Below are 22,787 nucleotides of genomic sequence, written 5' to 3'. Positions count from 1 at the left end.
CTAATGGAGCTCCGAAACGGTTGAAGTTGACTGTTTTAGAGCTCTTTTCCATTGATGTATAAGTGATGCATAAAGAAAAAATAGCGTTTTCAGAAAATTTGGTTAGTTTTCTGCAAATTTTAGAGAATTTTTGTTGAGTAATATCTATATTTTTCCATAAAATTGAACGAGTGTTCACAGTTTGACGGCTCAACTTACAAACGGATCACTTTTAGTGAATGTTTATACGAACAAGCTAATTATTAGTCGGTTTTGCAAGCGTTTTCCGTCAAGTATAGGTAATTATTAGTCACATAACATGTAATATTACATAACAAATACGTAAACTTTGATTGCAGAATCCGAACGTTAGTAGTAAGATTCATTTGTTCCAGTATTTTCATTGAAAACACTTTCTTTTGGAGGTGGGATTGACGGATCAACCGAAATCGTGAAGCTGTATTCTGTTAATTCGCAATATTCTGAAATTGAAATCGAAATGTCGATGAAAAGAGAAAAATGACAAAAATGGGGAGGTAATAATATGAAATTGAAGAAGATATTCTCGGTCGCCTTGGTGGTCGCGCTCGCGGGTTCGCTACTCGCGGCATGCAGCGACAAAAATAATGAAGGCGGTGCTTCCTCGTCCGCGAGTAAGGCTCCTGAGGCGAGTTCGCCGGCTGCGAGCTCTCCGGCTGCGGAAAGTTCGGCTGCCCCTGAGAACCAAGATCCTAAGGAATTCCGTTTTACGTTGGCGAGCGAGCCGCCAAGTCTTGATCCAGGGTTAATGACCGATGCTCAGTCGTCGATCGTAGCTTCCGGATTGTTCGACGGACTTACTCGTCTGAACGCTGCTGGCGTTCCGCAACCTGCCATTGCTAAAGATTGGACGATTTCAGACGACGGCAAAACCTATACGTTTAACCTCCGCGATGATGCCAAATGGAGCAACGGAGATCCTATTACGGCGCAAGACGTCGAGTTCTCGTGGAAACGCGTCTTAGCGAAAGAGACCGTTGCCGATTACGCCTATATGCTCTTTTATCTTGAGAACGGCGAGGAATATAATGCCGGCAAAGTCGACGCAAGTCAAGTCGGCGTCAAAGCGACGGGCGACTTCGCGTTGGAAGTGAAGCTGAAATCGGCCACTCCGTATTTTGACTCCTTGTTGGCTCACTATTCGTACTGGCCAGTACATAAGGCTTCCGTTGAAGGTAAGCCGGATTGGGCGGCCGACAAGTCTACGATGGTTACGAGCGGACCGTTCACGTTGGCGGAATGGGCGCATGGCGACAAGCTTGTTCTAACGAAAAACCCGAACTACTATAATGCGGCTAATGTTAGCTTCGACAAAGCGACGATTTCTTTGGTCGAAGACGAAACTACCGTGTACAACTTATTCGAAACGGATAAGATCGACTGGATCGGGGCGCAAGCGGGTTCGGTACCGAGCGATCTAGTACCATCGCTTGTAGCTGCAGGCAAGGCTGAAATCGTGCCGAGTGCGTCCACTTATTATTATGTGTTCAACACGACCCAGAAACCGTTCGATAACGTGAAAATCCGTAAAGCGTTCTCGATGGCGATCGATCGGCAAGCTATTATCGATAACGTAACGAAAGCTAACCAAACGCCTGCGCATGCGCTAGTACCGCCAAGCATTAGCGGTTTGGACGGCAAATCGTTCCGCGAAATGTATCCGGATGCGGACTATATCAAGGAGAATGTGGAAGAAGCGAAGACGCTGTTGGCGGAAGGGCTTAAAGAAAGCGGACTTGCTAAATTCCCGGAAACGACTTTGCTGTACAACACGAGCGAAGGGCATAAAGCGATTGCGGAAGCGATCATCGACATGTGGCGCAAAAACCTCGGCGTGGAGCTGAAGTTGTCCAATCAAGAGTGGGGCACGTTCCTCGAGACGAGAGACGCGCAGCAATTTGGTATCGCTCGCGCAGGTTGGGGCGCGGATATCAACCATGCGATTAACTTCTCTTACGACTTGATTCATCCGAAATCCGGCAACAACGACGGCAAATACAACAACCCTGAAGTCGGCAAGGCGTTGGATGACTCTCTCGCTGCTCCCGACGACAAAACCCGTCTGGATTTGATCGCGAAAGCGGAGAAAATCGCAATGGCCGACGATATGGCTGTATTGCCGATTTACTACTATACGACTGTAACGATGATCAAACCGGGCTTCACGGACGTTGTGTCCGATTATGCAGGTCACTTGGATTGGGCGTTCGGCAAAAAGGAATAAGTCATAGTTGAGCTTGGGCTAATCCACGACTTGGAAGGGTATATATAGTATCCCTATATATACCCTTTTAGTTGCATAATTTCGGAAGAACGGGCGGTGAGAAGCTGTGATTCGCTATATATTGAAGAAATTCGTATTTATGATCTTGTCTTTGTTTTTTTTGATCACAGCAACTTTCGTCCTGATGAATGCAGTGCCGGGTAGTCCGCTGCAATCGGAGAAAGCGACGAGCGAACAAATACAGAAAAATCTTGAGGCGTATTACGGTCTGGATAAGCCCGTGATCGTACAGTATGGCATCTATTTGAAAAACTTGACCCAGTTTGATCTTGGGATTTCGATGAAGAAAAAGTTTCAGGCAGTCGATAAAATCATTTCCGAATCGTTTAAGTATTCTCTGAAGCTTGGAATCGCGTCCGTCATTACCTCTGTCGTAGCAGGGTGCGTCTTAGGCATTATTGCCGCGATGTACCATCGGAAAATGTTAGACAATCTAGCAATGGTTATTGCGGTAATCGGGTTGTCGATTCCGAGTCTGGTAATGGCCCCGGTGCTGCAATATGCGTTAGCCGTGAAAATTAGGGCCTTTGAAGTGGCGGGCTTAAACGGTCCGATGGATTACGTACTACCTACGATTGCGCTATCATCCGCTTCGATCGCATTTATCGCCAGGTTGATTCGCTCAACTATGATAGAAGTATTAAACGCCGACTTTATTAAGACCGCGAAGTCCAAAGGGCTAGCCGGACATCTGATTATTTGGCGCCACGCTTTGCGTAATTCGATGCTGCCTGTCGTTACGTTCCTTGGTTACTTAATGGCTAACGTCGTCACGGGGTCTGTCGTTATCGAGAAAATATTCGCCATTCCCGGACTGGGCAAGTTTTTCGTGCAAAGCGTCTCGGACCGGGATTACCCGCTGATTATGGGCATTACGATTTTCTATGCGGTTATTCTGATGGTATCTCGACTATTGGCTGATATCGCTTACGTGCTGGTCGATCCTCGGATCAGGGTAACAGGCGGAAAGGTGGCGAAGTAAACCTTGCAAAATCAATCTAAAGCGGGCGACGTTCGTCCCGAGCTGTTCAAGTCTATCGACCGCAATTATGGCGGCGCTGAAAAAATAGAACGCAAACGACTCACTGCCTGGCAAGATATCAGGATGAGGCTGTATAGCAATAAGTTAGCAATGTTCGGTTTTTGGCTCATGATCGTCATCGTGCTGTTTGCGGTTATCGCGCCATGGGCATCTTCGTATGACCATTTTACGAATGATTTGGTCAATTCGAATCAGCCGCCAAGCTCCAAACATTGGTTTGGTACGGATGATTTAGGTCGCGACTTATACGTGAGAACGTGGATGGGTGCTCGAATTTCTTTGTTCATCGGTTTTGTCGCCGCATTTATCGATCTATTGTTCGGGATTATTTACGGTGGGATTATGGGCTACCATGGCGGTAAGATTGATGAATTCATGAACCGGTTTGCCGAAGTTTTGTACGCAATCCCCTACTTGCTTGTCGTTATTTTGTTGCTCGTCGTGATGGAACCGAGCTTATTTACGATCATTATAGCGATGTCTATTACGGGCTGGATCAATATGGCTTGGATTGTTCGCGGTCAGATGATGCAATTGAAAAACCAAGAGTATGCCTTGGCTTCGCAAGCGCTCGGAGCTGGTTCTATGCGCATTATTTTCCGACATTTGATCCCGAACGCGATGGGTCCGATTCTTGTTACGCTAACTTTAACGGTTCCTAGCGCGATATTTACGGAGGCTTTCCTTAGCTTCCTCGGTCTCGGGGTTCAGTCTCCGATTGCTTCATGGGGGACCATGATTAACGATGGGGTCAAATCGATGAACATTTACCCGTGGAGGTTATTTTTCCCGGCTTTGTTCTTGAGTTTGACGATATTCGCCTTCAACATCTTCGGTGACGGAGTGCGCGACGCATTCGACCCGAAAATGAAAAAATAAACGTTAGACACGGAAAGGAGGTCATCTCCAGATGAAAACGTTACTTGAAGTGGAAAACTTAAGCGTGTCTTTCGATGTTTACGGCGGAGAAGTGCAAGCGGTCCGGGACATCAGCTTTGAGGTCAAAGAAGGGGAGGCCGTCGCGATCGTTGGCGAATCCGGTTCCGGTAAAAGCGTCACGGCCCAAACGATAATGCGGTTGATTCAGATGCCTCCCGGCAAAATCAAAAGCGGTTCCGTGAAGCTGGGCGAGTTGGATCTTCTGAAGTTGTCCGAGAAGGAAATGAGGAAAGTTCGCGGCGATCAGATCGGCATGATCTTCCAAGATCCGATGACATCGCTGAATCCGACGATGACGGTCGGGAAACAGATCATGGAAGGTCTTGTTCAGCATCAGCGTCTTAGCGGGGTAATGGCGAAAGCTCGCGTCATCGAGTTGCTGACGATGGTGGGTATCCCTAACCCGGAGACGCGGCTTAATCAGTATCCGCATCAGTTTTCCGGAGGCATGCGGCAGCGGGTAATGATTGCGATTGCGCTTGCGTGTAATCCGTTTCTGTTAATTGCCGACGAACCGACGACTGCATTGGATGTCACGATACAAGCGCAAATCCTTACGTTAATGAAAGATCTTCAGAAACGATTAAATACATCTATTATTTTGATTACGCATGATTTGGGAATCGTGGCCGACCTTTGCGACCGTGTCTTGGTCATGTACGCGGGTCAGATCGTCGAAACGGGAACGAAACGGGAAATTTTCCGCAACCCGAAACATCCGTACACGAAAGGGTTGTTAAAGTCGTTGCCTCGGCTAGACCAGGATAAATCCGAGCCGCTCATTCCGATATTCGGGACGCCTCCGGATTTGATCAAGCCGCCCCAAGGCTGTGGGTTCTGTAGTCGATGCGAATTCGCGATGACGATCTGCGAAACGCAAGTTCCGGATATGACTGAGTTGAGCACGACGCAATCGGTGCGCTGCTGGCTGCAGCATCCTTACGCGAAACAAACGGATTCATCGGGCGGCAAGGGGGCGGCGGTATGAGTAAGGCGTTTGTTGAAATCGAAAATTTAACCAAATTTTTTCACGTTGGCAATAACCGCGTATTGAAAGCCGTCCAAGATATTAGCTTCTCCATTCAAAAGGGGGAAACGTTGGGGCTCGTCGGCGAATCCGGTTGCGGTAAATCGACGGCCGGACGCACGATTATTCGCTTGTACGAGCCGACGGCCGGGCGAATCCTGTTGGATGGAACCGATATTTCCAAGCTGTCCGGCAAGAAATTGAAAGTATGCCGCAGCAAGATGCAGATGGTGTTCCAGGATCCGTACGCTTCGCTTAACCCTAGGATGACCGTTCTGGATATCGTTGGCGAAGCGCTTGATATTCATGGATTGGCGGGCAGTAAGGCCGAGAGGAAACGTCGGGTGGAAGAGTTGCTCGAACTGGTCGGATTAAACGCCGAGCACGCCTCTCGTTACCCGCATGAATTTTCCGGCGGACAACGCCAACGGATCGGAATTACGAGGGCGCTTGCAGTGAAGCCGGAATTCATCGTATGCGATGAACCGATATCGGCGTTGGATGTATCGATACAAGCGCAAATCGTGAATTTACTTATGGAGCTTCAGAAGAAAATGGGGCTCACGTATTTGTTCGTGGCGCATGATCTATCGATGGTCAAGTACATAAGCGATCGAGTAGCCGTTATGTATTTGGGTAAAATCGTCGAACTCGCGCTTAGCGAGGATCTGTATTCGAATCCGCAGCACCCTTATACGAAAGCGTTGCTGTCGGCGATCCCGGTTCCGGATCCCGACGTCGAGGCGAACAAAGAACGTATCGTGTTAAGCGGCGACTTGCCAAGCCCCGTCAATCCTCCGAGCGGCTGTGCCTTCCGTACTCGCTGTCCTGTGGCGACGGAGAAATGCGCGGCGGAAACTCCCGCGTTCCGCGAAGTGCGTCCTGCGCATTATGCCGCTTGTCATTATGCATAAATCATAACGTCGAATCGGTCCTCCGGAAATGGCTGTTTAGAGCCATAGATGGAGGATTTTTCATATACATTAGCAATTTTTAATGGCCCGCTTACATTTAGTTAGTTTTGTACTAATATTACATCCAGTAAGAATGCGTTGTTACTATTATATGGTTTTAATTTGAACATAATTTCACATTTTTTGATTCTCCCCTTACATTTTCGACAAATGAAATGAATGTTTATGCGGAATGATTAATTAAAAATACATAAAAATCGCGATTTGTGTCACATTGGTGTTATATAACAGAACATAATAAGTCACTTTAAGTCCCTTTACCAGAAACTCTCATTGCAAATTCCGATCCTATTAATGTAATATGACAACTATTCCGTCAAAAAATCAACTTGGAAGAGTGAGTTAATCCAGTGCAGGATGGTTAATCATTCTATTGAGAAGAACAAATGTCGGATATTGGAATTGTCATTTTTTCATATTTGGAGATTTTGGCAATTTTCAGTTTCGAAACATGGGGGTATATGCAGGTATAGATGCATAGAAGCTATGTGAATTAGCAAAGATAGTCAATAAAAACGGGGAGGCAACAGAATGAATTTCAAGAAGATTTTCTCGACTGCCATGGCAGTCACGCTTGCGGGCTCGTTACTTGCGGCTTGCGGCAACAACAACGCTGCTGAGCCATCCGGTTCGGCAACTGCATCCGCGTCGGCAGGTTCCGGCAAGGGCAGTAAACAAGAAATGGTTATGAACTACCGCGCCGATCCTCCGGCACTCGACGTATCGATCGCGGAAAGCGCTGCTTCGTTTACGATTCTCGGAGCGATCAGCGAAGGCTTGTACCGTTTGGACAAAGACATGAATCCGCAACCAGCTCTAGCAGCGGAGTTGCCAACGATTTCCGAAGACGGTTTGACTTATACGATTAAATTGCGCGACGGTCTTGTGTGGGCCGACGGATCTCCGTTGACTGCCAAAGACTTCGTTTATTCCTACCAAAGAACGCTGGATCCAGCGACTAAAGCTTCCTATGCATTCATTCTTACTTGGTTGAAAGGCGGCCAAGAGGTAATCGAAGCGGATACGCCGGAGAAATTGAAAGCGGCTAAAGAAAACCTTGGCGTCAAAGCACTTGACGAGAAGACGCTGGAATTGAAATTGGATATTCCGCGGGCATATTTTACTGCTCAGCTTGCATTTTTGAACTACTACCCGCAAAAACAAGAGTTCGTTGAAGCTCAAGGCGACAAGAGCGGCGCGGATGCGGACAAAGTTCTCGGAGCCGGTCCATTCGTACTGACGAAATGGGATCATGAGCAACAGCTCGTACTCGAGAAAAACCCGAAATATTGGGATGCCGCCAACGTCAAGCTAGATAAAGTAACTTTGAATATCGTCAAAGATACGGCAACAGGCTTGAACTTGTACGAATCCAATAAAACGGATTATGCCGACATCAAAGGCGATCAAATGAAGCCTTATGAAGGTAAATCGGAGCTTCACCGCAAGAGCGAGCTTGTTACGGGTTACTTGAACTTCCAACAATCGAAAGTTCCCGCTTTCGCTAACGTTAAAGTTCGTCAAGCTTTGAGCATGGCGATCGACCGTCAAGGTCTTGTCGACGTTGTTCTGAAAAACGGTTCCGTAGCTTCTACCGGTTACGTTCCTAACGGTAACAGCGACGGTAACGGAGCTGAGTTCCGTAAAGTCGTAGGAGATACGGAAGTTCCTTTCGACGCGGCTAAAGCAAAAACTTTGCTTGCCGAAGGTTTGGCTGAAGTCGGTATTTCTTCTTTACCGCAAGTGTCCGTAATGGGCGATGATACGGAAACCGGTAAGAAATTGCTTGAATTCCTCGTTTCCCAATGGAAAACGAATTTAGGAATTACGGTTCTTGCCGAGCCGTTGCCGCATGCGACTCGTCTTGAAAGAGAGCTTAGCAAAAACTACTCCATCGTATCCACATTGTGGGGCGCTGACTACAACGATCCGATGACTTGGTTGGATATGTACGTTTCGGGCAGCCCGTTCAATACGCAAGATTGGAAAAACGCGAAGTACGACGAGTTGATCAAATCGGCTAACAAAGAGCTCGACAACAAAGTACGCGCTGAAAAAATGCACGAAGCCGAAAAAATCTTGCTTGAAGAAGCTGCGGTATTCCCGCTGTTCTTCCGCTCTTCGCCGTTCTTGATCAAAGACAAAGTAGAGGGTTTGATCTTACCTCCTTACGGTCCCGACTTCGAGTTGAAATGGACTTCGATTAAGTAATTCGGAGGCTCCATGATCTAGAAGCGATCATGCCGTACATTCAGTACAAGAACAATCCATGGAAGAGGCCGTTGCTAGAACGGCTTCTTTCATGTTGATTGTAGGGCATAGGAAAATTATTCATTCCCGGAAAGGAGGATTTCATCGTGCTGAAATACGTGCTGCGTCGCTTTATCTATATGATCGTTACGTTATGGGTCATTATCACGGCGACTTTTTTTCTCATGAAGCTATTGCCGGGAAATCCTTTTGGAGAAGTTGCCGCGAAGTTGCCGCCAGAAAACTTGGCCATCTTGAAAGCGCAATACGGCTTGGATAAGCCGGAATGGCAGCAGTACCTGCAGTATTTAGGAAATGTAGCCCAAGGAGATTTGGGCGTATCGTATCAATTCCCGACCCGTACGGTCGTTGAAGTCATCAAGCAATCGTTCCCGGCTTCGTTGGAGCTTGGAGTCGAATCGCTTATTATCGCGATCATCATAGGTCTTTCGCTTGGAATCGTTGCCGCATTAAAGCATAACAAGTGGCAGGATCATTCCGCCATGATCATTGCTCTCATCGGCATATCCATTCCTTCGTTCGTTCTTGCACCGCTGCTTTCGCTTTACGTAGGTAACAAGTGGGGAATTCTTCCGCCAGGTTTATGGGAAGGACCCGAAAATCGTATTTTACCGGCATTCGCTCTCGCTCTCGGAACAATCGCTACTTTAGCGCGGATGATGCGCGCCTCAATGCTCGAGGTTGCGAGCTTGGATTATATTAAAACAGCTAAGTCTAAAGGTCTTTCCACGCGCAAAATCGTAACAGGCCATATGTTGCGAAATGCGATACTGCCTGTCGTAACGATTCTTGGCCCCATTGCGGTCGGCGTTATTACGGGTACGCTCGTAGTCGAGAACGTATTCGTTATCCCTGGCTTGGGTTACCAGTTCGTGAGCTCCATCACGACGTTGGATTATACGATGATTACGGGACTGACGATTTTCTACGCGGCAATTCTTATCGTCGTAATGTTCCTGACCGATATCGCCTACGGCCTTATCGATCCAAGGATTCGTATGTCGGGGAGGAGGTAAACGATGGAAAGCATATCGAAAGACAAGTTTCAACCGGCCGAGAAAACGACAAACGCGGAATCCATAGTGCGGCCTTCGCTAACTTATTGGCAGGACGCGTGGAGGCGTTTGAGATCTAATAAAATGGCTATGGCGGGATTGATCATACTGATCCTGTTGACCATACTAGCCATCTTTGCTCCTATGTTCAGCAAGTACGATTACGAAACGCAATATTTGAAGGATATCGACTTAAAGCCGTCTTGGGGTCATTTCTTCGGTACGGACGACTTCGGACGGGATTTGTGGACGAGGGTATGGTGGGGAACGCGTATTTCCTTGCTTATCGGGGTTATCGCAGCCCTTATCGATCTCGTGATCGGCGTTCTGTACGGCGGGATTTCCGCTTACTTCGGCGGTAAGGTCGATAACGTGATGCAACGGATCGTCGAGGTTATTTACTCCATCCCGTTGCTGTTGCTCGCGATCATTCTCATCGTCTTCCTCGGGCCGGGCATAAGTTCGATTATTATCGCCTACGCCTTGACCGGCTGGGTGGGAATGGCCCGTCTCGTCAGAGGTCAGCTTCTGCTCGTCAAGGAGCAAGAATTCGTATTGGCAGCTCGGACTTTAGGCGCGAAGCCTAAACGGATTATTCTTCAACATTTGATTCCTAACGTCATCGGTTTGGTTATCGTTCAAATCACGTTTATCGTGCCGACGGCGATATTCTTCGAGTCGTTCTTAAGCTTCATCGGGGTCGGCATCCGTCCGCCGATGGCATCTCTGGGTAACTTGATTAACGATGGTGCCCACTATATGAGGTACCAGCCTCACCGGATTATTTTTCCAACGATCGTGTTTAGTTTAATCTTGTTAAGCTTTAACGTTCTTGGAGACGGATTGCGAGATGCGCTCGATCCGAAAATGAGAAAATAAGGAGGCCTGCCGAATGGGTAAACCGATACTTGAAGTCAATAATCTACGCGTCTCCTTCAAAATGTATGCCGGTGAAGTTCAAGCGGTTCGTGGCGTCTCCTTCACTGTAAATAAAGGAGAGGTTCTAGCGATCGTCGGCGAGTCCGGTTGCGGTAAATCGGTAACGGCTCAAACGATCATGAGACTGGTTCCTTCTCCGCCTAGCATGATTAAGGAAGGTTCGTCCATTTTGTTCGACGGTAAGCATGAAATCGCCAAAATGAACGAATCCCAAATGCAACACATTCGCGGGCAAGAGATGGGGATGATCTTCCAAGATCCGATGACCTCTCTGAACCCGACGAAAACCGTAGGCGCGCAAATTTCCGAAGGCATTCTCAAGCATCAGAAGGTAAGCAAGGTGGAAGGCTTGAAACGGGCTGCCGAGCTGTTGACGCTTGTCGGAATGTCTAACGCCCAAGAACGAATTCATCAGTACCCGCATGAATTGTCGGGCGGTATGCGTCAACGGGTTATGATCGCGCTGTCGCTTGCTTGCAATCCGAAGCTGTTGATCGCGGATGAGCCGACGACTGCCTTGGACGTAACTATCCAAGCGCAAATCATCGATTTGTTGCGAGATATTCAAGAGAAGACGGAAACTTCGATTATTTTGATTACGCATGATTTAGGCGTCGTGGCCGAGATGGCCCATAAAGTCATCGTTATGTACGCAGGTAAAGTCGTGGAGAGAGGCACGTTGGACGATATTTTCTACAACCCTAGGCATCCGTATACTTGGGGCTTGCTTCGTTCCGTTCCAAGGCTCGACAGCGACAAAAATAACGAGCTTGCCTCGATTCCGGGTACGCCGCCGGATTTGTATTCGCCTCCGGTCGGCTGCGCGTTCGCGGCCCGTTGTCCATATGCGATGAAAGTGTGTAAAGAGATCGATCCGGAACACTTCGAAGTGTCCGCGGATCACAGCGCGGCATGCTGGCTTAACCATCCGGACGCTCCCGAGGTAGAAATGCCCGTTGGAATAGGGAGGGGATCACATGGCTGAAGATAAAATTTTAGAAGTAAAAGATTTGCAGAAGCACTTTCAGCTAAGCGGTGGTCGGGTGCTTAAGGCGGTTGACGGCTTAAACTTCTCGATCAAGCGGGGCGAGACGTTCGGTTTGGTCGGCGAGTCGGGCTGCGGCAAGTCGACGACCGGACGAACGATCATCCGTCTCTACGAAGCTACCGGCGGGCAAGTTTTGTTTAACGGTAAAGACGTTCAGAAGATGAAGGGAGCAGAACGGGAGAAATTCCATCGAGATATGCAGATGGTGTTTCAAGATCCGTATGCTTCGTTGAATCCGCGGATGACCGTCGGCAAGATTATCGCCGAAGGGATCGAGATTCACGGGCTCTACTCCGGCAAGGAGAAGAAGGAACGCGTCAATCAACTGCTGAGGGACGTCGGTTTGAACGAAGAGCATGCCGGACGTTTCCCGCATGAGTTCTCCGGCGGACAACGCCAACGCATCGGGATCGCCCGGGCACTGGCGATCGAGCCGCAATTCATAATCGCGGACGAGCCGATCTCGGCGCTCGACGTATCCGTGCAGGCTCAAGTCGTGAATCTGTTCAAGAAGCTGCAGAAGGAACGCGGGCTAACTTATTTGTTCATCGCGCATGACCTTGCGATGGTCAAGCATATTTCCGATCGTATCGGAGTGATGTACTTGGGCAAGCTGGTCGAGGTGGCGACGTCCGATAAGTTGAACGCGAAACCGATGCACCCCTATACGCAATCGCTGCTGTCGGCGATTCCGATTCCGGATCCCGACTTGCAGAAGGCGCGCAAGCGGATCATTCTTCAAGGCGAGATTCCAAGCCCGCTAAATCCGCCGAGCGGTTGCCCGTTCCGCACTCGTTGTCCGCACGCCATGCCGGAATGCGCGGCGACGATGCCTCCGTTCAAAGAGGTGGAGCCGGGTCATTTCGCGGCTTGCCATTTGCTGTAAGCGATAAGAAATAAAAGCCCCAAGTCCTAGCGACTTGGGGCTTTTTTTAGCAGTAGCTTCGTATGAGGAATAGTACCGCCACGCGGTTACTACTCAGGTCTCCCTCTGCAAAGCATGTACACTTAAGTGTTCAATCTGCAACTATATAGACGGTAATAAGCAATCCATTATGATACTTTGAATATGCTTTCAATCAGGATTGGGGCCATAGTGCCGGAATATGATACTTTAGCGCGGACTCCGAGCTCGGATGACCCATAGTGTCGGAACACTACCCGCCGTTTATATAATAACGTTATCCGATATCGCTATTTGCCCTCAAAGTTATCCAGAGTGCCGCAATAAAGTTATGCCATAACGCTATCTCTCACCTGAAGAAGAAAATGGACAGAATTCAAAAAAATAACGTTATGCCACACCGCTAATTGATCCCGCAGTCACCCGGAAAACCGGAATAACGTTACGCCGTAACGTTATTTCGCCATCACAATGGAGTTTCACAGAGCCAAAGTTACTCTAAGTACGCTTTCCGCCAAATTTCGGCTAACGAACCACGAAACGAACCGAGAGTACCGTACCCCGCCGAAAGTTGGCTAACGCACCGCAAAACGAACTGAGAGTACCTTATCTCCGCCGAAAGTTGGCTAACGAACCTCGAAACGAACTGAAAGTACCTTACATCCGACGAAAGTTGGCTAACGATCCGGGAAGCGCACTGAGAGTACCTTATCTCCGCCAAAGGTTGGCTGACGAACCTCGAAACGAACTGAGAGTACCTTACACCCGACGAAAGTTGGCTAACGAACCACGAAACGAACTGAGTACCTTACAGCTGCCGAAAGTTGGCTAACGAACCACGAAACGAACTGAGAGTACCTTACACCCGACGAAAGTTGGCTAACGATCCACGGAGAATGTTACTGAGTGTGAGGCTGGATGACGACTACGGCGAAGCAGACTAAAAAAGTGACTAGTAATACTCCCTAAAAGAAGTCGGCCTAAGCCCAGTAACCGCAACACGCATCTATTTTCTCCATAGCCGGCCTCGCACACGGAATAGTACCCCGGCACGCACTTATTTCCTCCAGAGTCGGCTCCGCACACGGATTAGTACTGCCGCGCACCTATTTCCTCCGGAGTCCGCTGAGCATGCGATCTCATCTTGTTGCTATACAGAATGGAGAGGATAAAGCCGCTCACGGCCGCCCATATATGGCCGCAGAGCTGCCGGAATGCTAATCGAGCCGTCTTCGTCTTGATGGTTCTCCAGAAGCGGAATAAGAATTCTCGGGCTAGCAACGGCAGTGTTGTTAAGCGTGTGACAGTATTGAAGACGACCGTCCGCATCGCGATAACGGATATTCGAGCGACGCGCTTGGAAATCGTGCAGGTTGGACGACGAATGGGTTTCGCCGTATGCTTGCCGGCTCGGCATCCAAGTTTCGATGTCGTATTGCTTGTAGGTTTTCTGCGACATGTCGCCCGTACATACGGCGACTACCCGATATGGCAGCTCCAGAAGTTGCAAAAGCCGTTCGGCGTTAGCGGTAATCTCTTGGAGGATGCGATCCGACAGTTCCGGGTCGGCATCGCATAGGATGACTTGTTCAACTTTGGCGAATTGATGCACCCGGTACAGTCCATGGACGTCCTTGCCGGTCGAGCCGACTTCGCTGCGAAAACAGACGGAAGCCGCCGCTAACTTGATCGGTTCGTCGACGTTAACGATTTCATTGGCGTAATAGGTAACAAGTGGCACCTCCGAGGTTCCCACGAGCCATCTGTCCTCCTCGGCGATCCGATAGGTTTGGTCTTCTCCAAGCGGGAAGAATCCGGTATTGCGCAGCGCTTCGGGCCTCGCCGTTAATGGGACTTCCAACGGTGTGAACCCTTGGGCGATAAGCAAGTCGAAAGCGAGTTGCTGTACGGCGCGATGCAACAGGACACCTTCGCCCTTCAAGTAATAGTTGCGCGATCCGGCCGTTTTGACTCCGCGGGGAACATCGATCATCTCGTGCAGTTCACCGAGCGCTACGTGATCTTTAAGGCTATAATCGGCCATTCTTGGCTCTCCGACCCGCTTAAGCTCCACGTTGTCCAGATCCGACTTGCCGTAGGGCGTATCGTGCGAGACGTTATTCGGTACGAGCATCATCAATTCCGAATAGCGAGTTTCCGCTTCAGATAAATTCATCTCGCATTGGAGCAAGCTATCATTGATCTGCTTTACCCTTAGCTTGATCGGTTCGATTTGCCCAAAATCACCTTGGCGGGTTAGGCTTCCGATCTGCTGCGACAGCTTGTTTCTGGATTCTCTTAGCCCTTCCGTTTCGGCGAGCAACGCTCGTCTTTTCTCATCCCACTCCAGCAGCTCCGCTATCGAAATAACGATCCCTTTCTGATCCGCTACCGTCTGCACTCTTTCTTGATTCATCCGAATCCATTTGATGTCCAACATGTCACCGCGCTCCTTTAGAATAAAATGCAAAAAACGCCCTCGTCTTCATGGGACGAGAAGCGTTTTTTACTCGCGGTGCCACCCAAATTGACCGAACAGACAGCTCTGTCCGATCCTCTTTAGTTCCGCGATAACGAGCGGCTACGGTTAACTTAGGGAAGCTGCCCGGCTTAGCCGAACGACTTCCTTGACGGGAACGCCTCCGAGTTGGATGCTCTTCATAGGCATAATGTCGATCATTTAATTTGTTGTAGTATAACGTAATCCAGCCACTCATACAAGAGGAGCATGCTGTAAACTACTGGGTATTCACATTAAGAATCGCTTCGTACTTTATGCTCAATACACTACTTTACCCTACAATAGCTTACGTCTAACGGAGGTGGAAGCCGCTATTTTGCTAAAAAAGGTACTTTTCAAAATCTAACGGAGATGAGCGCTCTTATTCGAGTGTTTCCCCCAGAAAAAATGCCATCCGAGCCTAAATAGCGGCGTCCAGCGCCGTTAGAACTCAAAAACACTTGTTTTCGACTAAATAACGGCGTCCAGTTCCGTTTATAAAATAAGCCCGGGACAATTAATTAAAGCGTTACTCGGTTATGAAGCAAACTAATGCGATTACCCCGCAGCGAATACACCATTTTCCGCATAAAGCCATATCTTATTTCTGGCGGGCTATCGCCTAATCCCCCTTGTGCGAGGAATGACATTCTCATGACCCAGTCAACGATTGAAATCGTTGGAAGATACGATTCGAGAATCGGAGTCAAAGTATTGGCGATCGGAGCCGGTTCCTTTTTGACTTCGTTGGTTAAGGCATTGTTCGAATCCGGATTATCGGACAGCCATGTGACGTCTATGGACACGGAATTAATTGAATGGACTACGTCCCAAAATACCGTAAGCGCTTGGAGAGCAAGAGTTCAGCCGTTTGATTGGATTTTGTATTTCGGTCAGCAGATGAAAGTCGAACAAATCCAGGCTATTCAAGAAGCCAGCATCGCTGAAAAGAAATCTCTGCTCATCGCCGCCTGCATCGGGCAAACGGGCTTTGTGGGACCTTTGGTGAATTCCGACTCCTTGGGGAGTTGGGATTCTGCACGGAGGCGCCTCCATCGAGCCGCGATTCGTATCGACCCAATGGCTTCAAGAGTTAGCCTAGCGGCAACGGCAATGCTTGCCAACGTCATCGTATTTGACATGTATAGAACGATTACAACAACGTCGGAGTCGGAGTCGAAAAATAGATTTTTTTTGTTGGATTTGCGCACGCTTGAAGGTAGCTATCATTCCTTCTTGCCCCATCCGTTAATAACAAATGAAGTCACGATTGAACGTGTTCGAAATTGGGAGCAGCGACTCGGAAGTGATAGGGTAAGCAGTATGGATGATAACGAATTCCTATCGTTTACGAGTCGGTTAACATCTCCGCACTCCGGTATATTTCACCTTTGGGAGGAGGGAGACCTGAGCCAGCTTCCTCTCTCGCAATGCCGGATTCAGCCGGTTGATCCGTTGTCGGAAGGGCTTGCGGAAATGCTCCCGGTAATCACTAGCGCAGGTCTGACGCATATGGAAGCTCGCAACGAAGCGGGGTTAGCTGGAATAGAGGCCTACGTAACTAGATTAAGTCGATTGTCGTTTTCCCGATTCTTGACGGACCAGCAATCCGAATCCATTGATATCGGAGCGGGGGCAACTTTCGAAGAAGCCGTTTGTCGCGGATTGCAGAAGTGTTTAACGCAACTATGGAGGAAGCAAGGTGCTAAACGGATCTCGCCGAAAGTCGGGATACCGCTTAGTCATGTCGAGGATCCCCGCTCCCTCTATTACTTACGAGCACTAGAGACTTTGCATGGAGTACCGAAGATCCGATTGGGCGAAGACGTACACGGCTTTCCGGTCGTTTGGATCGGTATGGGCGAGAGCTGGTACAGCTGCGTCGGATTGAACAGGACATTGGCGCTCAGAACGGCTCTTCAACAGGCGCTTCTGAGCATACAAAATCAAATGGAGCCCGCCTTGCAGCGCGGAGATGAAATGCCGACTCCAGATTCGGAAATTGCCATGGCATCAGACTTGAGAATTAAAGACGTCGACGACACGACAAACGCCGAGTTGATACAACGCGCTATATCCGTCTTAAAACGTAATCAAAAGCAATTAATCGTATTCGATATCAAGGCGGAATTCTTTTTGAATGAACATCTGGGGGGCTTACTTGGCTTTATGCTTGGAGAGGAGGAGGTATCCGGGTGAATGATCTCGTTGCGATCGTCGGTGAAGGACTGTTGGCACAATCTGTTAGCGATTTATTATCCGAACAATATCAAGTCAATCGTCAAATTGATTTCAACCTGCCCATCCCGGAATCGGCGAAAATGGTATTGGTGCTATCCGATGAATGGCGACCTTCCGTATATGAGCTTGCCGAACAAGTATTGCATAGGACCGCCATTCCTTGGTTGAGGGGATTTATATGTCATGACGAAGGCGTGGTCGGACCGCTGATTCAACCGGGTAAACCGGGCTGTTCCCAATGTGCCGAGTTAAGGAGCTTTACGGCCGGGCAGGATCGAGAGAATAGTATTGAGTTACAAATGACTCTATTGTTGCATGGCGCAATTCCGCGTGATTCATCGATCTCGAGGTTTGGAATTATGCAGATGAGTTACTTGATCGCCGCGGAAACACGGAATTGGATTCAGGGATTACCTGCTCTAACGGATTGCGGGGTGTATTTCGTGGACTTGCAAACGTTGGAAAGTTCGCTGCATGCGTTTATACCAGACCCTCTGTGTCTTTATTGCGGCAATCCGCCTCTCGATACGCCGGAGAACGCGATCGTTTCATTGCAGCCAAGCCCTAAGATCAATGCCGATACGTATCGAAGCAAATCGGTGGATGACCTCGGGCGAGACTTAGTTAAACATTATTTAGACGAACGGACGGGCATTTTCAATAAAAAATCTATGGATCTGTTATCGCCATTTTCCAATATATACGTGAACCTACCATCAACGACAGGCAATGAAACTTCGGGAGGCCGTTCTCATTCTTATGAGAGAAGCGAACGAATAGCCATCTTGGAAGGCTTGGAGCGTTATTGCGGAATTTCGGCGCGCGGCAAGAGAGTCGTGATTCATGATTCTTATCAGAATCTGTCCAATAGAGCGCTCAATCCCATGGAGGTGGGGGTATACTCGGCTGATCAGTATGCGCAAGAGGATTTTCCGTTCAAACCCTTTGATCCCGAGTTCCCGATGAACTGGGTGTGGGGTTACTCCTTAACGGCGGAGCTGCCGATACTGGTTCCCGAACAGCTTGCTTACTATAGTTTAGGATTAGGAGACGGCTTTGTTATGGAGGGCTCGAACGGCTGCGCGTTAGGGGGGAGCTTGGAGGAAGCGATTTTCTACGGCATTATGGAGGTGGTCGAGCGCGATTCGTTTCTAATGACTTGGTATTCGCAAATCCCGGCCCCGCGACTAGATCTCTTTTCGTCCAACGACAAGGAATTACTGCTCATGGCAGATCGTTTACAGGCCGTATCAGGTTATGATTTATATTTGTTTAACGTGACCATGGAAACCGGAATTCCTAGTATTTGGACAATAGCCAAAAATAAGGGGAATAGCGGATTAAATCTCATTTGCGCGGGCGGAGCCCACCTGGATCCGATAAGAGCCGCCAAAAGCGCGGTTCATGAAGTGGCGGGCAACCTGATCTATCTTGGAGAAACGTTGCAACGGAACAAGGATGAGTATTATCGAATGCTGGATGATCCGTACTTAGTAAAGCGGATGGAGGATCATTCCTTGTTGTACGGCTTACCTGAAGCGGAGAAGCGTTTGTCTTTTATACTGGATCAGAATCGTCCTCTCCAAACTTTCGAACAAGGATTCGAACCTAGACAATGGAATAAGGATTTGACGGATGATCTCAAGGATATCCTTCTGAAATTCCGGTCATTAAATCTCGAAGTCATCGTGATCGACCAAACGACTCCCGAAACTTTAAGTAACGGACTACATTGCGTTAAAGTTCTGATCCCCGGGATGGTGCCCATGTCATTCGGTCACCGCCTTGTTCGTTTGACGGGGTTGGAGAGGATGCTTAACGTTCCGGCAATGCTTGGTTATACGAAGGAATCGCAAGGGGGACAAGGGATTAACCCTTATCCTCATCCTTTTTTATAGGCGAATCGGTAGTTATTCGCGGATATCTTAAAAATCTGTGCGAATGCACTGACGGTATAAGTATACCTGCATATTTTAGCAGGGTAATAAATAATCACAGACAAAAAGAATCAGGTGGTGATGAAGATGAGTTACGGTGGATCTTGTGCAGGTTATGGCGGTATGCAAGCTGCTGCATTTGTACTTGTACTTTTCATTCTGTTGGTTATCATTCTGAGAGCCGGTTACTAATCACGAATGAAAATAAACCACCATGCTGAAAAGCATGGTGGTTTTACTTATAACAGCAAAATGGGACTAGTTGTGCATTAGCGGATTTTTGCTTGGATCTGTGCGAATGTACTGACAATATGATTAACCATACATAATCTAACAGGGTGATAAACAGTCACAATAAAAAAACTGGTGGTGATACTATGGGTTATCCAGTTGGCGGTGTAGGTGCTGGTTCTTGTGCAGGTTATGGCGGAATGGGAGCTGCGGCATTCGCTCTTGTTCTCTTCATACTGTTGGTCATCATCTTGAGAGCCGGAATCGGGATCTACTAATCCGTATTACCCGTTAAGGTTTGCGTGCGTAACAACAAATCTATCCGGAAGCACCCCTCCTTACTCCGTTAATAAGATGGCGAAGCTAATACTAGCACAACCCCGCTCAGCCTCGCGGCTAGCCGGGGTTGATTTTTTTATGAAAAATGGCAAGCATAAGTCGATCTTCGGATTCGGAAATAATCCGAGATTGTTCTGTATAGTCACAGTTCTGCATAATCAAAGTTGACTTCCTGCGCCGCATCGTATACAGTGATTCAAACGAATAATTTAGCATTAGCGATGAAGGGGATCAGTAGCGTTCGTATCCCGTGTTTCAGAAAGCCGGCGGTCGATGCAAGCCGGTACACGAGCAAACGCGAATTACGTCCTGGAGCATCTTGACCTGAAACCGTACCGGTACGGAAAGGCAAGACGGTCGTCAACCGTTACGAGACAAGAGTGGAGAATGCGCCGGAGCGCATTTTCAATTAGGGTGGTACCGCGATGACTCGTCCCTGTCTATAGACAGGACGGGTCTTTTTTGTTTTTACATGAAAAATAGGAGGAACGATGACCATGACCGCAATCAATGAAGCCAAAGGCACCTACGATTTGCTGGAGGAACTCGAATACAGAGGATTAATTCATCAAATGACCAACCGCGAGGGCTTGCAAGAAAAGCTGGGCAAAGAGCGGGTCGTACTTTACTGCGGATTCGATCCGACTGCAGACAGTTTGCATATCGGTCATTTGCTGCCGATACTGATCCTTCGTCATTTTCAGCGTGCCGGACATAACCCGATCGCGCTAGTCGGAGGCGGTACCGGAATGATCGGAGATCCGAGTGGACGTTCGACGGAACGATCCCTCAATACGACCGATACGGTTGCGGGATGGACGAATCGGCTGAAGGATCAGCTCTCGAGGTTTCTGGATTTCACTCCGGATGCCAATTCGGCGAAACTCGTGAGCAACTACGAATGGTTAGGCCCGATGGATATCATTACGTTCCTGCGCGACATCGGCAAAAACTTTACCGTCAATTACATGCTGGCCAAGGACTCGGTCGATTCGAGACTCGCGAACGGTATTTCTTTTACCGAGTTCAGCTACATGATCCTTCAATCGTATGACTTCTACAAGCTGTTGACCGATCATAACTGTACGCTTCAAGTCGGTGGCAGCGATCAATGGGGCAACATTACGGCAGGACTTGATCTGATCGGAAAAATGGGCGGCGGCGACGCATACGGGATGACGGTTCCTCTCGTTACGAAGAGCGACGGCAAGAAGTTCGGTAAATCCGAGTCCGGAGCGATCTGGCTAGATCGCAGCAAAACGTCGGTATACGCCTTCTATCAGTTCTGGATTAATACGGACGACAATGACGTAATCAAGTTCTTGAAATACTTCACGTACCTTGATCGTGCGCAAATCGCGGAATTAGAAGCCGAACTTGCCGAGCGTCCAGAGAAACGCGTAGCTCAACGCGAGCTGGCTCGACAAGTTACCGGTCTCGTTCACGGCGAAGAAGCCGTCGTAAGCGCGGAGAAGATCACGCAAGCGTTGTTCTCCGGAGACGTTACGCAGCTTAGCGAGTCCGAACTCGTCGAAGCATTGCAGGATATGCCGACGACCGTTATTTCCGGGCATGAGGAAACCGCGCTTCTGGATCTTCTGATCGAGACGAAAGCTTCTCCTTCGAAGCGCCAAGCGAGAGAAGATATCGAAAAAGGCGCGGTGTATGTAAACGGCGAAAGACAGCAGAATGTTAATTTCGTCGTAACGAAGGAACAACGGCTGCATGACAAGTACACCGTCCTGCGTCGCGGCAAGAAAAATTACTACTTGGTGAAGTTCGAGTAGGGGTTGGCTTACGCGGATAAGCGTAATGTAGAAGGGATTGGGCATCTGCCCAATCCCTTCTTTTTGTTTTTCGCTGAAAGTACCTTATCCGCCGCAGGGTGGGTTACGAACCAAATAAAGCACTGAGTACCATATCTTAGCTGCTGGAAGGGCAGATCGCCGCCGGCGCATCCAATAGAGCACTGAGAGTACCTTATCTCCGCCGCAGGGTGGGTGACGAACCAAATAAAGCACTGAAAGTACCTTATCTTAACTGTTGGGAGACAGATCGGTTAGACCCCCTAAATCCGGAGTATTACTGATGAAATACGTTGCTGTCGTAAAAATACTTGGTTTACTAGCGTTTTCCTCAGGATTTCGATTCTTAAACGGCTCGAGTGTACTTTTCTAAAGAATCAGTCGTTTGCTCCACCCACTTCATGAAAGCCGTTGGGGACCGTTTTCCCAGGCTTCTGTGCATGCGGCGGTTGTTGTAAAAATCAATGTAATTCCGTACAGCTTCGTGTGCCTCCTGAAAAGATTCAAAGCTCTCTTTTCCAAGCAGATCTCGCTCAAGGGTGGCATGAAAGGACTCGATGTATGCATTCATATTAGGTGTCTTTGGAGGAATGCGCTCATGCATAATTCCCTCTGCTTCGCATAACTCTCCAAACGCCTTGCTGATAAATTGGGGGCCGTTATCGGTGCGAATGATCGGCTTGCTCTCTTCGGGCTTTAGACGTGACTGTAACGCCTTTTTCACAGCTTCGCATACGTGTTTGGCTTCGCAATTCGTACCGATATGGATGCCGACGATACTGCGATCGTAAACGTCGATCATATCTGCGATGTAGAAAAACTGATCATACCCCGCAACGTATCCATACTTAATATCGAGCTGCCAGACTTGGTTGGAACCTGTTATCGTGTGATTGCGTGCTAGGCGCCTTGGATAGTGAACCTTCTTACGTCGTTGCGGATGAAGAATACCGAGCTTCTTACAGAGGCGGTACACTTTTTTCTTATTGATGATGAGTTGGCGCTGTACGTGTAAGCATTCTGTTAACAACAGATAGCCGTAGCTATGCTCTTCGCCAGACACCAGCTCCATTAACCACTCTTCAATCTGTGCATTACTTATTACGTTTCCGCAAACCGTTAGAGAATGCTTAGTTACAGGGCGTCCTCGGAGTGGCATTTTTGTTTCTGTAGTTGTATCCTCACGTGATGCTTTCTTTCGTTCGTAGTACGTCGAAGACGCGGCCCCCACAA

17 protein-coding genes and 1 other annotated feature are annotated in these 22,787 nt (G+C 48.5%); of the genes, 15 read left to right on the top strand and 2 right to left on the bottom strand.

Going from position 1 to position 22,787, the window contains the following annotated elements; all coding sequences use genetic code 11:
- Positions 1-523: 523 nt before the first annotated feature.
- The 10 genes from HH215_RS11765 to HH215_RS11720 all read left to right on the top strand — a co-directional run bounded on the left by HH215_RS11765 (position 524) and on the right by HH215_RS11720 (position 12,483).
- Complete coding sequence (locus HH215_RS11765) at positions 524-2,242, top strand: peptide ABC transporter substrate-binding protein (RefSeq protein ID WP_169280076.1); 1,719 nt, start codon at positions 524-526, stop codon at positions 2,240-2,242.
- A gap of 106 nt (positions 2,243-2,348) precedes the next feature.
- Positions 2,349-3,284, top strand: coding sequence for an ABC transporter permease (locus HH215_RS11760; RefSeq protein ID WP_169280075.1), 936 nt, complete (start codon positions 2,349-2,351; stop codon positions 3,282-3,284).
- 3 nt (positions 3,285-3,287) lie between these two features.
- On the top strand, positions 3,288-4,223 hold the full coding sequence (locus tag HH215_RS11755) for an ABC transporter permease (RefSeq protein WP_169280074.1): 936 nt from the start codon (positions 3,288-3,290) through the stop codon (positions 4,221-4,223).
- A 31-nt stretch (positions 4,224-4,254) separates the two neighbouring features.
- Positions 4,255-5,271 carry an ABC transporter ATP-binding protein gene (locus tag HH215_RS11750; protein WP_169280073.1) on the top strand — a complete coding sequence of 339 codons (1,017 nt, stop codon included), beginning with the start codon at positions 4,255-4,257 and terminating at the stop codon, positions 5,269-5,271.
- Positions 5,268-6,224: an ABC transporter ATP-binding protein gene (locus HH215_RS11745; protein WP_169280072.1), complete on the top strand. Its 957-nt coding sequence runs from the start codon at positions 5,268-5,270 to the stop codon at positions 6,222-6,224. Before HH215_RS11750 ends, HH215_RS11745 begins: the two co-directional genes overlap by 4 nt.
- Before the next feature lie 591 nt (positions 6,225-6,815).
- Entirely contained in the window at positions 6,816-8,495 is a 1,680-nt protein-coding gene (locus tag HH215_RS11740) for a peptide ABC transporter substrate-binding protein (RefSeq protein WP_169280071.1), read from the top strand.
- 146 nt (positions 8,496-8,641) lie between these two features.
- Positions 8,642-9,571, top strand: coding sequence for an ABC transporter permease (locus HH215_RS11735; protein WP_169280070.1), 930 nt, complete (start codon positions 8,642-8,644; stop codon positions 9,569-9,571).
- A 3-nt stretch (positions 9,572-9,574) separates the two neighbouring features.
- A complete protein-coding gene (locus HH215_RS11730) occupies positions 9,575-10,489 on the top strand; it encodes an ABC transporter permease (protein ID WP_169280069.1) in 915 nt (304 codons plus the stop codon).
- Positions 10,490-10,502: 13 nt separating this feature from the next.
- A complete protein-coding gene (locus HH215_RS11725; protein ID WP_169280068.1) occupies positions 10,503-11,534 on the top strand; it encodes an ABC transporter ATP-binding protein in 1,032 nt (343 codons plus the stop codon).
- The gene (locus HH215_RS11720) at positions 11,527-12,483 is read left to right on the top strand and encodes an ABC transporter ATP-binding protein (protein ID WP_169280067.1); all 957 of its coding nucleotides are present in this window, start codon (positions 11,527-11,529) and stop codon (positions 12,481-12,483) included. The genes HH215_RS11725 and HH215_RS11720 overlap by 8 nt, the downstream gene beginning before the upstream one ends.
- A gap of 1,168 nt (positions 12,484-13,651) precedes the next feature.
- Here the strand turns inward: HH215_RS11720 and serS are convergent.
- The gene (gene serS, locus HH215_RS11715; RefSeq protein ID WP_169280066.1) at positions 13,652-14,941 is read right to left on the bottom strand and encodes a serine--tRNA ligase; all 1,290 of its coding nucleotides are present in this window, start codon (positions 14,939-14,941) and stop codon (positions 13,652-13,654) included.
- Between the two features lie 714 nt (positions 14,942-15,655).
- On the opposite strand from serS, the gene HH215_RS11710 reads away from it, so the two are divergent.
- From HH215_RS11710 to tyrS, 5 genes are all read left to right on the top strand, one after another.
- Positions 15,656-17,200 (top strand): bacteriocin maturation protein, encoded by a 1,545-nt coding sequence (locus tag HH215_RS11710; RefSeq protein ID WP_169280065.1) that lies wholly within the window; start codon positions 15,656-15,658, stop codon positions 17,198-17,200.
- Complete coding sequence (locus tag HH215_RS11705; protein ID WP_169280064.1) at positions 17,197-19,140, top strand: TOMM precursor leader peptide-binding protein; 1,944 nt, start codon at positions 17,197-17,199, stop codon at positions 19,138-19,140. The genes HH215_RS11710 and HH215_RS11705 overlap by 4 nt, the downstream gene beginning before the upstream one ends.
- Before the next feature lie 126 nt (positions 19,141-19,266).
- On the top strand, positions 19,267-19,371 hold the full coding sequence (gene yjcZ, locus HH215_RS11700) for a sporulation protein YjcZ (protein ID WP_169280063.1): 105 nt from the start codon (positions 19,267-19,269) through the stop codon (positions 19,369-19,371).
- 185 nt (positions 19,372-19,556) lie between these two features.
- Positions 19,557-19,688, top strand: coding sequence for a sporulation protein YjcZ (locus HH215_RS11695; protein ID WP_169280062.1), 132 nt, complete (start codon positions 19,557-19,559; stop codon positions 19,686-19,688).
- 273 nt (positions 19,689-19,961) lie between these two features.
- Positions 19,962-20,190: a binding site (T-box leader), on the top strand.
- 56 nt (positions 20,191-20,246) lie between these two features.
- On the top strand, positions 20,247-21,536 hold the full coding sequence (tyrS, locus tag HH215_RS11690) for a tyrosine--tRNA ligase (protein WP_169280061.1): 1,290 nt from the start codon (positions 20,247-20,249) through the stop codon (positions 21,534-21,536).
- Positions 21,537-21,900: 364 nt separating this feature from the next.
- Here the strand turns inward: tyrS and HH215_RS11685 are convergent, their stop codons facing one another.
- On the bottom strand, positions 21,901-22,785 hold the full coding sequence (locus tag HH215_RS11685; protein WP_169278256.1) for an IS3 family transposase: 885 nt from the start codon (positions 22,783-22,785) through the stop codon (positions 21,901-21,903).
- Positions 22,786-22,787: the final 2 nt, after the last annotated feature.

This window comes from Cohnella herbarum (genome assembly GCF_012849095.1).
GTDB classification, from domain to species: Bacteria; Bacillota; Bacilli; order Paenibacillales; family Paenibacillaceae; genus Cohnella; species Cohnella herbarum.
Note: the sequence above shows the minus strand (reverse complement) of the source record. Positions and strands in the feature narration are given on the sequence as shown.

Excerpts from the sequence above, each read along its gene's own strand:
- HH215_RS11765 (WP_169280076.1), top strand. The coding sequence starts at position 524 with ATGAAATTGAAGAAGATATTCTCGGTCGCCTTGGTGGTCGCGCTCGCG.
- HH215_RS11750 (WP_169280073.1), top strand. The coding sequence starts at position 4,255 with ATGAAAACGTTACTTGAAGTGGAAAACTTAAGCGTGTCTTTCGATGTT.
- HH215_RS11745 (WP_169280072.1), top strand. The coding sequence starts at position 5,268 with ATGAGTAAGGCGTTTGTTGAAATCGAAAATTTAACCAAATTTTTTCAC.
- HH215_RS11740 (WP_169280071.1), top strand. The coding sequence starts at position 6,816 with ATGAATTTCAAGAAGATTTTCTCGACTGCCATGGCAGTCACGCTTGCG.
- HH215_RS11730 (WP_169280069.1), top strand. The coding sequence starts at position 9,575 with ATGGAAAGCATATCGAAAGACAAGTTTCAACCGGCCGAGAAAACGACA.
- HH215_RS11725 (WP_169280068.1), top strand. The coding sequence starts at position 10,503 with ATGGGTAAACCGATACTTGAAGTCAATAATCTACGCGTCTCCTTCAAA.
- HH215_RS11720 (WP_169280067.1), top strand. The coding sequence starts at position 11,527 with ATGGCTGAAGATAAAATTTTAGAAGTAAAAGATTTGCAGAAGCACTTT.
- serS (WP_169280066.1), bottom strand. The coding sequence starts at position 14,941 with ATGTTGGACATCAAATGGATTCGGATGAATCAAGAAAGAGTGCAGACG.
- HH215_RS11710 (WP_169280065.1), top strand. The coding sequence starts at position 15,656 with ATGACCCAGTCAACGATTGAAATCGTTGGAAGATACGATTCGAGAATC.
- yjcZ (WP_169280063.1), top strand. The coding sequence starts at position 19,267 with ATGAGTTACGGTGGATCTTGTGCAGGTTATGGCGGTATGCAAGCTGCT.
- HH215_RS11695 (WP_169280062.1), top strand. The coding sequence starts at position 19,557 with ATGGGTTATCCAGTTGGCGGTGTAGGTGCTGGTTCTTGTGCAGGTTAT.
- tyrS (WP_169280061.1), top strand. The coding sequence starts at position 20,247 with ATGACCGCAATCAATGAAGCCAAAGGCACCTACGATTTGCTGGAGGAA.